Origin of the sequence: Secundilactobacillus collinoides DSM 20515 = JCM 1123, assembly GCF_001435975.1 — a bacterium.
Classification (GTDB): domain Bacteria; phylum Bacillota; class Bacilli; order Lactobacillales; family Lactobacillaceae; genus Secundilactobacillus; species Secundilactobacillus collinoides.
Map to the genome: position 1 here is coordinate 122,707 of NZ_AYYR01000053.1, position 13,425 is coordinate 136,131.

Below are 13,425 nucleotides of genomic sequence, written 5' to 3' on the forward strand. Positions count from 1 at the left end.
GCCTGCCGGCTGCCTCTGTCGCCAGCTGACAAGAGTCTCGTATCGCACAGTTTATGCCTTTCCAGTCATCCGTTGTACCCATTTTACCACTTCCACGATCAGAATCATGGCAACTCCCGCACCAAGAACCACACCCCACTGCAGACCGTTCAACTGCGTCAGGTGAAAAATACCGTTTAAGCCGGGCACGATGATGGTGACAGCTAGCAGGATGAAAGCGGCCAAGATGGCCCAGTTAAACGCCTTGTTGCGGAACAGGCCAACTTTAAAAATCGACTGATGGATCGTCTTTGAGTTGAATGCGTGGAACAGTTGAATCAGTCCCAGTGTTGCAAACGCCATGGTTAGTGCATCCGCGTGCATCATTTCCGGACTTGTATGAACTGGGAAAGTGACGGCAAGCCAATACACAAACAGCGTCATCACACCTTCAAGCAACCCTTGATAGCCCACATTAGCAAACACGCCGCCCGAGAAAAAGTTTGAAGCACGTCCCCGAGGTTTGCGTTTCATAATATCCGGCTCCGCTGGTTCCAAGCCCAAAGCTATGGCCGGGAAAGTATCAGTGACCAGGTTGATCCACAAAATCTGGACCGGTGCCAAGATCTGCCAACCAAGCAGGGTCATAACAAACAGCGTCAGCACTTCGCCAATGTTCGCCGACAGCAGATATTGAAGCGATTTTTGAATGTTGGAAAACACTTTTCGACCCTCTTCAACCGCCACGACGATTGTTGAGAAGTTGTCATCAGCCAGCACCATGTCGCTGGCACCTTTTGAGACTTCGGTTCCAGTGATTCCCATACCAACACCAATATCGGCAGTTTTCAGGGCGGGCGCATCATTGACACCGTCACCGGTCATTGCAACAACCTTCCCCTGTTTCTGCCAAGCATGGACGATTCGCACCTTATGCTCTGGTGCAACTCGCGCATAAACTGCATACTGACCCACTTGTTTAGTGAAGGTCTCGTCTGAAAGCTGATCAAGTTCGGCTCCGGTAATCACTGCGTTATCCGCTTTCGGTGTGTCGGTCAATATGCCAAGCCGAATTGCGATTGCTTTAGCGGTATCCTTATGGTCACCGGTGATCATGATTGGCCGAATCCCAGCCGACTGCGCTTCAGCCACAGCTTGCGCCACTTCAGGTCGTTCAGGATCAATCATGCCGATTAGACCGATAAAGATTAAATTCTGTTCGGCAGTTTCACTGGTCAGATCACTTGGAACCTCATCAACTGGTTGATAGGCAAATGCCAACACACGTAACGCTTGAGTCGCAAGTTCATGATTCGTGGTTAAAATGTGTTGCCGGTCCTCATCCGTGATGGTGCGGACTTGACCACGATCAGCAATGCGGGTCACGCGTTTCAGTAGTTGATCAGGAGCGCCCTTAACATACTGCGTAATTTGCTGATCATGGTTCTGGTTAAAGGTCGACATCAGTTTTCGTTCAGAATCAAACGGAATCTCAGCCACCCGCGGATGGGCCTTAATAGTGGCCAAAGCCGGTGCTTTACGGTCAAGGTAGTATTGGATCAGCGCCGTTTCCGTCGGGTCACCAATTAACGTGTCCCCATCCGGCTTGCCATCGTTGTTCAATACCATGGCTAACGCTAAGGGGTCGGACATCGTTACTGCAGCATTCCGGGCTGGCGTCAACTGACCATTTTCGTATATCTGTTCTACAGTCATTTTATTTTGCGTCAAAGTCCCCGTTTTATCGGACGCAATAATGTCAGTACTGCCCAGCGTCTCAACTGCTGGTAATTTTCGAATCAGCGCATGACGCTTCGCCATTCGTTGTGTCCCCAATGCTAAGGTGACCGTCACAATGGCCGGCAACCCTTCTGGAATGGCTGCCACGGCCAGTGAAATTGCGGTCAGCAGCATGTCGATCATCGTCTCTTGACCCCGAAGCATGCCAATCACAAAGACTAGAACTGCAATGGCAAGAATGAGAACCGTCAGCCATTTTCCAAGCTGGGTCAAGTTCTCTTGCAATGGTGTCTTGGTTTCTTCAGCCTGGTCTAACATACCGGCAATCCGACCAACCTCAGTCTGCATTCCGATACCAACCACAACGCCGGTCCCGCGACCAGTTGTCACATTGGCATTCATGTAGGCCATGTTGCTGCGATCACCCAGCGGCAGATCAGCTGCTTCTAGAACGTTAGCCTGTTTCTGAACAGGTACTGATTCCCCTGTTAACGCAGATTCTTCGACCTTCATCGCGTTTGCGGTCAGCAGACGAATATCAGCGGGAACTATATCGCCGGCTTCGAGGAACACAATATCACCGGGTACGAGTTCATCGCTCTTGACTGTCTTTGTTTCACCGTTTCGTTCAACGTGGGCCATCGGCGCGGCCATTTCCTTCAACGAGTTGATGGCTTCTTCAGCTTTAGATTCCTGAAAAACACCGAACACCGCGTTCAGGATAACCACTGCCAAAATAATGATGGCGTCCACCAATTCACCCGTAGCTCCGGCTATGACCGCCGCTACGATCAGTACGATGATCATAAAATCCTTGAACTGAGCAGCGAACTTTGCAAGCAAGCTGGACTGCTTCTTTGCCGACAATCGATTCTCACCATACTGCGTGCGCCGGTCAGTCACCTGTTCAGCGCTTAAACCTTGTTCATCCGTGTCCAGTGTTTTAAAAATATCGTCGTTTGTCCGTTGATACCATGGTTTGTCTGCCATAAAAATATCCTCCTGTTTAACTTAAACTTGACGTTATAAGTCTCACCGTTTAAGACCTCCCCGGAGATAGTGCATCTCTTGCTGACGGGTCGGTCACAGAAGAATTCTGCTGGTTACTCCCTCATTAAATTAAAACCGGTTGTAAAAATGGTACGAGCTGCCGTCAAATGGACAGGGGGTATCTTTCACAACCGGTTAGTTAAAACCTTATTTCCAAAATGTATCGTAAACGTTGATTGGCAAATGCCGTTTATGACTGGTTTTAACGTACCAGTTTTCAATCGTTTCAGCTGCCTTATCGCTAATTGTTTTGCCTTCGAGGTAGTCGTCAATGTCATCGTAACGCACACCAAGTGCTGCTTCATCGGGCAATGCTGGCCGATCATCTTCAAGATCAGCCGTTGGCACCTTTTTATACAATTCCTCTGGGGCATTGAGGTAAGCTAACAGCTGTTTACCCTGACGCTTGTTTAACCGCCAGAGTGGCGTAATGTCAGCGGCACCGTCACCAAACTTGGTGTAAAAACCCGTAACGGCTTCAGCAGCGTGGTCAGTGCCCACCACCGCTGCTTGGTTCGCACCGGCAATGGCAAACTGGGCTGTCATACGTTCGCGCGCCTTGATATTACCTTTGTTAAAGTCGCTGATTGTCTCCGAGTTGGCTTCGACTGCTTGGGTCATCGCGTCCGTGGCCGGTTTGATATCCACCCGGTCCACCTGGTCAGCGTCCATGAAGTCGATGGCCTTCATGGCATCTGATTCGTCTGCTTGAACACCATAGGGTAAGCGAACGGCAATAAATTTGTAATCGTTCGATCCCGTTTCATGACGAAGTTCTGTCATGGCTAGTTCAGATAGTTTACCAGCTAACGTAGAGTCTTGTCCACCAGAAATACCTAAAACTAATCCTTTTAAACCAGATTTTTTTAAATAGGCCTTCAAAAAATCAACACTGCGGCGAATTTCTGTTTCCGGATCAATTGAAGGACTGACCTTCAAGGCATCAATAATTTCAGCCTGTAATTTTCTCATACTCGGTTACTTCCTTATCTGGTTTGCGCGGGGAAACGACTAATGATATTAATCACCAAAGTCCAATTTCTTCACGTATTCGTGAATTTCATTAATTAAGTTCATTTTATTATCCCAACACTTTTGAGACAAGTCAACGGGATACTTTTGCGGGTTCAAATCACGCTTGTACTCCGGCCAAAGTGATTCTTCATTTTCTTTACAGCCCTCCCGAATATCATCCAGGTCTGGCTGCTGATAGACAAGCCGTCCATCTTCAAAGATGGATTGTAAAACGGGCCGGGCATCAAAATCAGTTACCGTTTTATTGATGTACGTATAGTTTGGATGGAACATATACAGCGCTTCTTCTTGCCGCGGATCTTCATCCCAAAGTGCGACGTAATCGCCTTCAGATTTACCGTCAGCTTTTTTGGTGATCCGCCAAACCTGCTTGCGTCCGGGTGTTGAGACCTTTTCCACGTTGTTTGACAGCTTGATGGTATCTTTCAAGTGACCGTTGTCATCCTCAATGGAAACCATTTTATAAACCGCACCCAATGCTGGTTGATCAAAGGCCGTGATCAGCTTCGTCCCAATACCCCAGACATCGATCTTCGCCTTTTGCATCTTCAACGACATGATGGTTTTCTCGTCTAAGTCATTTGATGCATAGATCTTCGCATCTGGAAAACCGGCATCATCGAGCTGTTCACGAACACGCTTTGACAGATAAGCCATATCACCAGAATCGATACGAACACCCAGGAAATTGATTTTGTCACCCATCTCCTTGGCCACGCGAATGGCAGATGGCACCCCGCTTTTAATGGTATCATAGGTGTCGACGAGGAAAACGCAATCCTTATGTGTGTCAGCATATGCTTTAAAGGCATCGTAATCATTACCGTACGTCTGAACGAGTGCGTGAGCGTGGGTACCGCTGATCGGAATGCCAAACAACTTGCCGGCCCGCACGTTAGAGGTGGCATCAAAGCCGCCAATGTACGCCGCCCGAGTGCCCCAAATGGCGGCATCAAATTCCTGCGCGCGTCGAGTGCCAAATTCCATGATGCCATCGTTTCCGGCAACTGACCGAATTCTAGCGGCCTTCGTCGCAATTAGTGTTTGGTAGTTAACGATGTTGAGAATCGCGGTTTCCACCAATTGGCAGTCCGCCAGCGGCCCTTCGATTTGCATAATCGGTTCGTTGTGGAATACTAATTCACCCTCAACGGCGGAACGTATTGTTCCCTTAAACTGAAAATGCGTTAAATACTCAAGAAAAGCGGGCGAAAAATCCTCGTTTTCCTTTAAATAATCAATGTCGCTATCAGTAAAGTGTAAATTTTCGATATAATGAATAATGTGTTCGAGACCTGCGAAAACGGCATACCCGTTTTTAAATGGCATATCTCGAAAATAAACTTCAAAAATGGCCTTTTTATTCTGAATACCTTTTTCGAAATAAGTCTGAATCATACTGAGCTCGTACGCATCCGTGTGTAATGTGGTACTATCATCTGGATACTGCTTTGCCATGTCTGCAACTCCTTTGTTTGCGTCAATTATTCATTATTTTATCATTAATCACGAGTGCCGTCATTTAAACTGACAGATATCAAACATAATAAAACGAATAGGTGATTTTATTGTCAACAACATTTAACACGATCGACATTTTAACAGTACCATTTATTAATACGACCCAGGAAGCCTTTCTAAGCGCGGTAGAAGATCGAGTAACGACGCGAAAAAATACGTTTGTGGTGACCGCTAACCCAGAAATCGTCATGTATGCGCAGGATGATGCCCACTACATGTCGCTGCTGCAGAATGCAGATTATGTGACCCCAGATGGTATTGGTATCATTAAAGGTGCCGCAATTTTAGGAACGACCCTGCCGGAACGCATTACCGGTTACGATGTCCTGTTGGACCTGTTGAAATGGGGAAACGATGCCCATCGTTCTGCCTACTTCGTGGGTGCAAAACAATCGGTCATCGATGCCCTAACGCCAATCCTGGCGACCAAATACCCTAACTTAAACGTTAAGGGCATTCGTAACGGATACTTCGACGACTTTGCACCGATTGCTGCAGATATTGCCACCAAGCAACCGGACATGGTCTTCTTGGCTGTCGGCTTTCCCAAACAAGAACAGCTCATTGCCGATTACCGTCACCAAAACAACGGTTTGTGGATGGGTGTCGGCGGCAGCTTTGACGTGTTGAGCGGCATGACTAAACGCGCACCAGAATTCTTTATTAAGCATCACATTGAGTGGTTCTATCGGCTGATCAGCGAACCAACACGATTTAAACGAATGCTGGCGTTACCGAAATACTTACGGGCAGTGAAGAAGCAGCGCTCAAAACAGGGCGCCTAAAGCTTAGCTAGCACCGTCAATATTGTCAAAAATGATTTCTGATCAAGGCATACCATCACGACACGACCGGATTGCAACCCAGAAATGTGTGAGAAGTTGCTGAATAGCAAAAAGGATTGCGCCCGACTTTGATCGGTCGGTGCAATCCTTTTTTATATTTGTTTGTGAAGCCGGTAATACTGCGAGGCACTGACCTTGTCGAAACTAGTCGTACAGGGCACAGGGCTAATGCGTAGGAAACCTTTTCCCCTTAAGGACGCTCCTCCGCACGCTATTTCTCCAAATAAAACTCAAATCTCTCCCCAACATACTGGGTACGCACATATTCGAATGGCGTGCCATCTTGGAGATAGGAAATTTGCCACAGTCGCAGAATGGCATCACCGCGCTTAATATCCAGAAATTCAGCAATACGTTCTGAAGCTAAGGATGCCGAGACGTTTTGTTTTGCACGACCTGGAATCATGTTCTTCTTAGTTTCCAGTGTCCGATACAGGGAGTCCGTCACTTCCGGCTTTGATAAGCCCTCCACAATGGTTGCAGGAATCGTGGCGACTTCAAAACTGATTGGCGTACCATCACCATAACGGATTCGTTCCATCCGCAGTACTTGGTCACCATCTTTGAGTTTCAATTTTTCCGCTTCACTTAATGAAGGGCTCATGATGTGGTAAGAAACTGTTTTGCTTGACGGTTTCTTACCCTGAGCCAGCATCACATCGGTAAACCCAGTGACACCGGACATTTTTTCCTGCACCTTTTGGTTAGCAACAAATGTGCCAGACCCAACAAAACGTTCCAAGATTCCCTCTTCAACAAGCGTCTGAATCGCTTGACGCAACGTCATTCGACTCACATTAAACTCAACCGCAAGTTCACGTTCAGAGGGAATGCGGTCGCCAACGGACCACTTACCACTCTCGATTGACCGCTTAATGTCATTATGAATTTGAATATAAACTGGTGATCCCATAAAACCAACGACCTTTCTGACTTACTTAATCAGTTTCATCTGTCGCAAACCGCCGACCAAAACTGTAAGTAGTTTGTAGATTAAGGGCCCGGTCAAATACATTGAAGTCAGCATCCTTACCTGGTTCAAGGGTTCCCTTTTGTGTCAGGCCAAATTCTTCAGCCTGATTGACGGAAGTCATTTGGACAGCATCCGCAATGCCACAGCCGGTAAAACTCATGATGTTGCGAAAGGCATCGTCAAATCTAAGAACGGACCCAGCTAAGTTGCCGCTCTCTAAACGGGCTTGCTTGTCCTTAACGATGACCTTTTGTCCACCAAGTTCGCTGATTCCTTCAGGCATCCCTTTCGCCCGCATGGAATCAGTTACTAACTCAATACGCTCTGGTCCCTTTTGTTCATAAGCTAATTTAATCATGTCTGGGACGATATGAAAACCGTCGCAGATCAGTTCAGCGTACATATTTTCTTCAAGCATTGCGTGGCCGGTCACGCCGGGCTCACGGTGTTTAAATTCACGTTGTGCGTTATACAAGTGCGTGACGTGAGTTGCTCGACTTGCCAGCATCTGCTCACGGGTTGCATTGCTATGACCCACTGATGGAACAATGTTGTGTGCAAGACAGTAATCCTCAAATTGAGCTGCTCCTTTGTCTTCAGGCGCGTAGGTAATTAACTTCACTAACCCGCCCGACAATTCGTTCCAATGATCCAATAACGTCACGTCCGGATCCTTAATATACTTCTCGGGTTGTGCGCCCTTGTAAATTGCCGCAATGAAGGGACCCTCCAAGTGGACACCCTGAATCACGGGATTTTTTGCAGCCGCCGTCTTAATACCCGACATCGCGTGGTTAATGTTTTCAGTAGATTGCGTCATGGTCGTCGGAAAGACCGTCGTGATGCCTTCCTTCACCATATCATTGACCATTTCGTTAATTTGGTCAGGATCACCGTCCATTGAATCAAAGCTATAACCGCCATGGGTATGCACATCAATAAAGCCGGGCACGATCACCTTACCGTTAACGAAGGATACATCGTCTTTTGGCTGGACCCGGTACTCACTCATCGGACCAACAGCCTCAATTTGTTTGTCAAACCGTAAATAACCGTCAGTAATAACGTCCTCACCAGTGTAAATCGTAGCGTGCTTCAACACCGTACTCATATATTCGTTTCCTCCTAATAATTCGTTATCGGGTTAACGTCTATATTATATACCGGTATAGACCAAAAGTCTATTCTTCATTATTTTTGGCAATGGTCGCATCAATGCCCTTGACTACAGAAGTCATAAAACCATGCTCCTCCATTGCAAGCAGGCCCGCTACGGTACTGCCTCCAGGAGAGGAAACTTGATCAATCAAGGCAAACGGGTTATCGTCTGACGACAACACCATTTCTGCAGACCCCTTCACTGCCTGCGCTGCGATTTGCGTCGCCTGTGCTTTGGTCAAACCGTATTTCACGCCAGCCCGACTCAGTGCGTCAATAAAGAAATAAACGTACGCAGGTGACGATCCAGCCAAGGCTGAAAACGTCGCAAAATCATCTTCAGGTAATACCGTCGTACTGCCAATGGCATCAAACAAACCTACGGCCGTCTTTTTAATTTCACCCGTTAATTGATCATTGCCATGAATCGCTGTCATACCAGCTAAGATGGCCACATTTAGATTTGGCAGTGTCCGCAAAATTGGCAGATCATAGCCGGCTAATTCTTCAAGCCGATTGAGAGACAACCCCGCAACGATAGAAATCAACACTTTCGTCTTCGCACTCAAGACGGGTTCAATTTCGTGCAAAACATCAACAGCTGCATTCGGCGTTACGGCTAAAACAACGTAATCGCTTTGTGTTACCAGTGTTTTGTTATCAACAGCAGCAATCACCCCTGTTTTTTCGGCAAACGTTTTGTAGGTCTCGTGGGCACTGTGCACAAAGATATCTGTTGCCGGCACGGCCCCTCGTTTTAATAGACCAGTGATAATGGCTTGAGCCATACCACCGACCCCGATAAACCCAATTTTCATGTATTAACCTTCTTTACTGAGCATGCTCATTTATTTATTGATAATTACATTATACCAAAAAACACCCCAGACTATCGGGGCATTGTTTGATAATATAGCGTTTTCATGAATACGTCATTATTTGTCGTATCTTTTATCTTATTACAAGGTAATGCGTGCCCAACTAAACTGTACCATTCTATCATTTAACGCAACATTTCAATAAAAAAGCACAAAAAAATCAGTCACACACCGTGACTGATCTAGTTGGGCTAGCTGGGTTCGAACCAGCGCATCACGGGATCAAAACCCGTTGCCTTACCTCTTGGCTATAGCCCAATAATGATGGATGGGAGTGGATTCGAACCACCGAACCCGAAGGAGCGGATTTACAGTCCGCCGCGTTTAGCCAGACTTCGCTACCCATCCAAAAAAAATATTAAAAATGAACATTTATAATCATACAATAGTCTGTATAATTAGTCAACCCGTTTTTCGAGCTGAAATTGGGCTAGCTGGGTTCGAACCAGCGCATCACGGGATCAAAACCCGTTGCCTTACCTCTTGGCTATAGCCCAATAATGATGGATGGGAGTGGATTCGAACCACCGAACCCGAAGGAGCGGATTTACAGTCCGCCGCGTTTAGCCAGACTTCGCTACCCATCCATAAAGGTCGATTCGAAATAAATCAACTTAATTATAATACCAAAAAACAGGGTTAACCGTCAACCATTATTTGAAGTTTGCGGGCTAGAGTGTCAGAATTCGAGTACGTTGTCGCCATTCCTCAAAAAATGAGGTTGTCTGCCATTCCCGCCGACGTTTAGTCCCATACCCTACCGCCTGATCATAGTACATTGTGCCCGCTAGTAATTGCGGCTTAGGATGAATATGCATGTGACCAAACAAGGCCGCCTCAACGTGAAATTCAGCTAGTAAATCTCCGAGATGGCGACTACCCAGCATTGCAATCATCATGTTCCAGAAACGGTCATCCTGCGTGATATGCAGGTACTCTGGCCGCGGGACAAAGTGGGTCATGAACAGCACTTTTTTCTGCGCTTCAGCTGCCATACTGAGTTGCGCCCTGACTTGCCCCAAAACGAGCTGCATTCTTTCTGGATCACTCAATGGTTGTGGAATGGCACTATCCAACCAGTAAGCTCGTTTCCACTGAGCAAAGCGTTCTTCAGGTCGGTGTAGACTATCTGCAAAACTATAGTCGTACCACCCGTTGTTACCAATAATGCGCCAATCTGTGCCCGCCACGTCAAGATACTGGTTATGCAGATAAGTATCATCAAGCGGCTGTTCAAGTTCGTCAAAGGTCACGCCATTGACCATATCGTGATTTCCCGCGATGAAGCGAACGGTAACATCTGGCACAAATTTCTGAAGGTGCTGGGCGTAAGCTAAACTCTTATCAAAATGGTTGAATAGGTCGCCCGCTATCAAATAAATGTCAACGCCCTGTTGCATCAACCATGTCCCCTGTTGCTGAATCATTTCTGTCACGGAAACTTGATTGATGTCAAAATGGTTATCACTGGTCAGGGCTACTTTTACCATACTATCTTTTTCTCCTTTCTTATATCATTTGGGTTTCATTATTGTTAGGTGAACTCATCTGTCTATTCGATTTTTAAATTTTTTTTGGGACTGCGTTGTCAAAGCAAAAATCGAAATTGTCGTACCCATTAAAAAATGCCGAATGTAAGGCCCATAATTGGTTACCTGCAATGATTTAACTCAATTGCAAAACAAGTCCCCGGAAACAGGATACTTCCGGCCGTAATGTAAAAAAAGAGCTGCGCCACGAATTATCGTAACACAACTCCTTGTTGTTTGTATTAATCGACACCTGCCATCAGACGCTTAATTGGTTTAACCATGAAGAACAAAATAATGGCAAAGACAATTGAAACGATACCGATAACTGTGAAATATTGGACTTCAGTTCCTGGTGTGTAGTACTTAACGATTTGTGAATTAACAGCTTGTCCGGCTGAATCGGCTAAGAACCACATACTCATCATCGACGACTGGAACGCTGCAGGCGCAAGTTTAGTCGTCACTGACAATCCAATTGGTGAAATCAGTAATTCGGCAATTTCAACGATTGCCCAACTCCCGACCAACCACCATGGGCTGACGTGTGCGGATGTCCCAAACATGCTGACAGGAATCACCATGAACAAATATGAGATACCGGCAAACACCATCCCAATCGCAAACTTCATTGGTGATGAAGGCTGCTTCTTGCCTAACTTCGTCCACATGATGGCAAAGATCGGCGTGTAGATCAGAATAAATAATGGGTTCAATGATTGATAATTGGCCGGGTTAATAACAAAACCGCCAATGTGATTTTGCGTTTGTGACTGGGCAAACATCGCCAAGACAACTGAGCCTTGTTCCTCAATTGCCCAGAAAATTGCCGCCGCAATAAACAGTGGCACATAGGCCCAGACACGGGACTTCTCGACCTTGGTAACCTTCTTGCTAGTCAGCATCATTGCAAAGTATGCAACCGGAGTTAACACGGCAATAATACTCAATAGTGTGATGAAGTTAGCAATGTTTAATGCGCCGAAGACCTTCATAATCAACAGAATCAAGATGAACGCAATGGCACCAACGGTTACCCGGAAGGACAGCTTCTTTGCGTCCCCTGGTTCCAATGGATCATCTGGATAAAGGGAATCCTTGCTAAGATACTTATTCCCACCGTGAAGGTAAAAAACAAGTCCAAAGAACATCCCAATGGCAGCCAATGAGAAACCAGCGTGGAAGTTAAATGACGTCCACATTGTGCTGACAGCCCAAGGGGCAACAAGTGATCCTAAGTTGATACCAAAGACGAAAATAGTGAACCCTGAATCCCGACGAACATCTTCCTCGGTATAGAGTGACCCAACCATTTCAGAAACGTTTGGCTTTAACAAACCAGTCCCAATAGTGATTAAGCAGATTGAGATAAACAACGCGATTTTGCCAAATGGTAAGGCCAGGCAAATATGCCCAAACATGATTAAAACCCCACCAAAGAAGACAGTTCGACGTGAACCCCAAATACGGTCACTAAGGAAACCACCTAAGACAGAAGACAAATAAACTAGAGAGCCATAAATTGACATGATACTGGCGGCAAGACCTTTGTCCATGCCAAGGCCGCCTTTAGCAATTGAGAAATACATATAGTAAATCAGAAGTGCTTTCATACCATAATAACTAAACCGTTCCCACATTTCAGTAAAGAACAATGTGGATAGGCCATGCGGTTGGCCAAAGAAGGAACGGTCAAGTTTGTTATCGTTTTGGTTTTCCAAACCTGATACCTCCAAACATCTCTCACTTAAGTAAGCCCATTTATTTACCAAAGTGAATAGAAAAAGCCGCGGGTGGTCCGCAACTCATAATTTTCTAATTGAAACATACAGAGTATTATACCCTCTTAATGAAGGTAACGCAACGTAGTCTCTCTTAGAAACAAGCCGGATTCCGCGACTTAACGCTATTAATATGGAATGAAATTTTTTTCGAATTATGGCAGATTTACTGATTAACTATTCATTCACCTTATTTTTATCTAATTCGCGCATGGTAAATTTAACCAGACTTTCACCATTCAACCAGGCGTAAATATCATCCGGAATTTGTTCTACTTGATCATGCTGTGCTTTGAGTTGATCGTAGTGGTACGAAACCTGTGGTGCAACTAAAACAAGGTCACTGTCAGCCATTTCTTGTTCAGCATTCAGAAAGCTCGTTGCTTCAAACGTGATGTCTGCGTGATAGGCCTCAGTTGAACGCATTGCTGATTCCTTCAATAATTGACTTGAAATACCGCTCCCACATACAATTAATACTTTTGTCATGATGATTACCCCCAACAAGATTTATTTTTAAATTGCGTTTTTGTTCACAGACATAGCGTACCACCAATTTCTATATACCACAAGTCTATAATCTCAATAAACACGATAAATATCGGCGTTTTAACATCTATACCAATATTTTAAAAGTGCTATACCAATTGAAACTGTAGACAAACAAAAAAGCCACTAGCTAAACTAGTGACTTTTATTAAGCAAATCAAGTGCCGGCTGAGGAGCTCGAATCCCCGACCCTCGGTTTACGATACCGATGCTCTACCAACTGAGCTAAGCCGGCATTACAAAATACTGACTCCGGCAGGCGGGCTCGAACCGTCGACAACCTGATTAACAGTCAGGTGCTCTACCAACTGAGCTATGCCGGAATAACTATTAGCGTGGCAACGTCCTACCCTCGCAGGGGGCGATCCCCCAACTACTCTTGGCGTG

General features: G+C 45.9%; 10 protein-coding genes and 6 tRNA genes. 1 reads left to right on the forward strand and 15 read right to left on the reverse strand.

Annotation, left to right across the window (positions count from 1 at the left end; genetic code table 11):
* Nucleotides 1-51: 51 nt before the first annotated feature.
* The 3 genes from FC82_RS09415 to FC82_RS09425 form a co-directional block, all read right to left on the reverse strand.
* Nucleotides 52-2,709, reverse strand: coding sequence for a calcium-translocating P-type ATPase, PMCA-type (locus FC82_RS09415; RefSeq protein ID WP_054760038.1), 2,658 nt, complete (start codon nt 2,707-2,709; stop codon nt 52-54).
* Nucleotides 2,710-2,916: 207 nt separating this feature from the next.
* Complete coding sequence (gene nadE / locus FC82_RS09420) at nt 2,917-3,741, reverse strand: ammonia-dependent NAD(+) synthetase (protein ID WP_056996844.1); 825 nt, start codon at nt 3,739-3,741, stop codon at nt 2,917-2,919.
* A gap of 48 nt (nt 3,742-3,789) precedes the next feature.
* Nucleotides 3,790-5,262, reverse strand: coding sequence for a nicotinate phosphoribosyltransferase (locus tag FC82_RS09425; protein ID WP_054760035.1), 1,473 nt, complete (start codon nt 5,260-5,262; stop codon nt 3,790-3,792).
* Between the two features lie 110 nt (nt 5,263-5,372).
* Between FC82_RS09425 and FC82_RS09430 the strand changes: the two genes are divergently transcribed.
* Nucleotides 5,373-6,110, forward strand: coding sequence for a WecB/TagA/CpsF family glycosyltransferase (locus FC82_RS09430; protein ID WP_056996845.1), 738 nt, complete (start codon nt 5,373-5,375; stop codon nt 6,108-6,110).
* A gap of 271 nt (nt 6,111-6,381) precedes the next feature.
* Here the strand turns inward: FC82_RS09430 and FC82_RS09435 are convergent, their stop codons facing one another.
* The 12 genes from FC82_RS09435 to FC82_RS09490 all read right to left on the reverse strand — a co-directional run bounded on the left by FC82_RS09435 (nt 6,382) and on the right by FC82_RS09490 (nt 13,361).
* The gene (locus FC82_RS09435) at nt 6,382-7,083 is read right to left on the reverse strand and encodes a GntR family transcriptional regulator (protein WP_056996846.1); all 702 of its coding nucleotides are present in this window, start codon (nt 7,081-7,083) and stop codon (nt 6,382-6,384) included.
* Nucleotides 7,084-7,108: 25 nt separating this feature from the next.
* Nucleotides 7,109-8,254 (reverse strand): N-acetylglucosamine-6-phosphate deacetylase, encoded by a 1,146-nt coding sequence (nagA, locus tag FC82_RS09440; protein ID WP_056996847.1) that lies wholly within the window; start codon nt 8,252-8,254, stop codon nt 7,109-7,111.
* A gap of 70 nt (nt 8,255-8,324) precedes the next feature.
* On the reverse strand, nt 8,325-9,119 hold the full coding sequence (gene proC / locus FC82_RS09445; protein ID WP_056996848.1) for a pyrroline-5-carboxylate reductase: 795 nt from the start codon (nt 9,117-9,119) through the stop codon (nt 8,325-8,327).
* Between the two features lie 246 nt (nt 9,120-9,365).
* Nucleotides 9,366-9,437, reverse strand: a tRNA-Gln gene (locus FC82_RS09450).
* Between the two features lie 7 nt (nt 9,438-9,444).
* Nucleotides 9,445-9,527: transfer RNA gene (locus FC82_RS09455), tRNA-Tyr, on the reverse strand.
* Between the two features lie 77 nt (nt 9,528-9,604).
* Nucleotides 9,605-9,676: transfer RNA gene (locus FC82_RS09460), tRNA-Gln, on the reverse strand.
* A 7-nt stretch (nt 9,677-9,683) separates the two neighbouring features.
* Nucleotides 9,684-9,766 (reverse strand) — tRNA-Tyr (locus FC82_RS09465).
* 84 nt (nt 9,767-9,850) lie between these two features.
* A complete protein-coding gene (locus FC82_RS09470; protein ID WP_056996849.1) occupies nt 9,851-10,669 on the reverse strand; it encodes a metallophosphoesterase in 819 nt (272 codons plus the stop codon).
* Nucleotides 10,670-10,950: 281 nt separating this feature from the next.
* Nucleotides 10,951-12,429, reverse strand: a complete 1,479-nt coding sequence (locus tag FC82_RS09475; protein WP_082620285.1) for a peptide MFS transporter — start codon at nt 12,427-12,429, stop codon at nt 10,951-10,953.
* Nucleotides 12,430-12,666: 237 nt separating this feature from the next.
* Nucleotides 12,667-12,978, reverse strand: coding sequence for a PTS sugar transporter subunit IIB (locus tag FC82_RS09480; protein ID WP_054760033.1), 312 nt, complete (start codon nt 12,976-12,978; stop codon nt 12,667-12,669).
* Between the two features lie 222 nt (nt 12,979-13,200).
* A tRNA-Thr gene (locus FC82_RS09485) sits at nt 13,201-13,273 on the reverse strand.
* Nucleotides 13,274-13,288: 15 nt separating this feature from the next.
* Nucleotides 13,289-13,361: transfer RNA gene (locus FC82_RS09490), tRNA-Asn, on the reverse strand.
* Nucleotides 13,362-13,425 lie beyond the last annotated feature (64 nt).

What these genes read in the sequence shown, in the direction of transcription:
- FC82_RS09435 (WP_056996846.1), bottom strand. Translation starts at nt 7,083, where the DNA reads ATGGGATCACCAGTTTATATTCAAATTCATAATGACATTAAGCGGTCA.
- nadE (WP_056996844.1), bottom strand. Translation starts at nt 3,741, where the DNA reads ATGAGAAAATTACAGGCTGAAATTATTGATGCCTTGAAGGTCAGTCCT.
- FC82_RS09480 (WP_054760033.1), bottom strand. Translation starts at nt 12,978, where the DNA reads ATGACAAAAGTATTAATTGTATGTGGGAGCGGTATTTCAAGTCAATTA.
- FC82_RS09415 (WP_054760038.1), bottom strand. Translation starts at nt 2,709, where the DNA reads ATGGCAGACAAACCATGGTATCAACGGACAAACGACGATATTTTTAAA.
- nagA (WP_056996847.1), bottom strand. Translation starts at nt 8,254, where the DNA reads ATGAGTACGGTGTTGAAGCACGCTACGATTTACACTGGTGAGGACGTT.
- FC82_RS09470 (WP_056996849.1), bottom strand. Translation starts at nt 10,669, where the DNA reads ATGGTAAAAGTAGCCCTGACCAGTGATAACCATTTTGACATCAATCAA.
- FC82_RS09425 (WP_054760035.1), bottom strand. Translation starts at nt 5,262, where the DNA reads ATGGCAAAGCAGTATCCAGATGATAGTACCACATTACACACGGATGCG.
- proC (WP_056996848.1), bottom strand. Translation starts at nt 9,119, where the DNA reads ATGAAAATTGGGTTTATCGGGGTCGGTGGTATGGCTCAAGCCATTATC.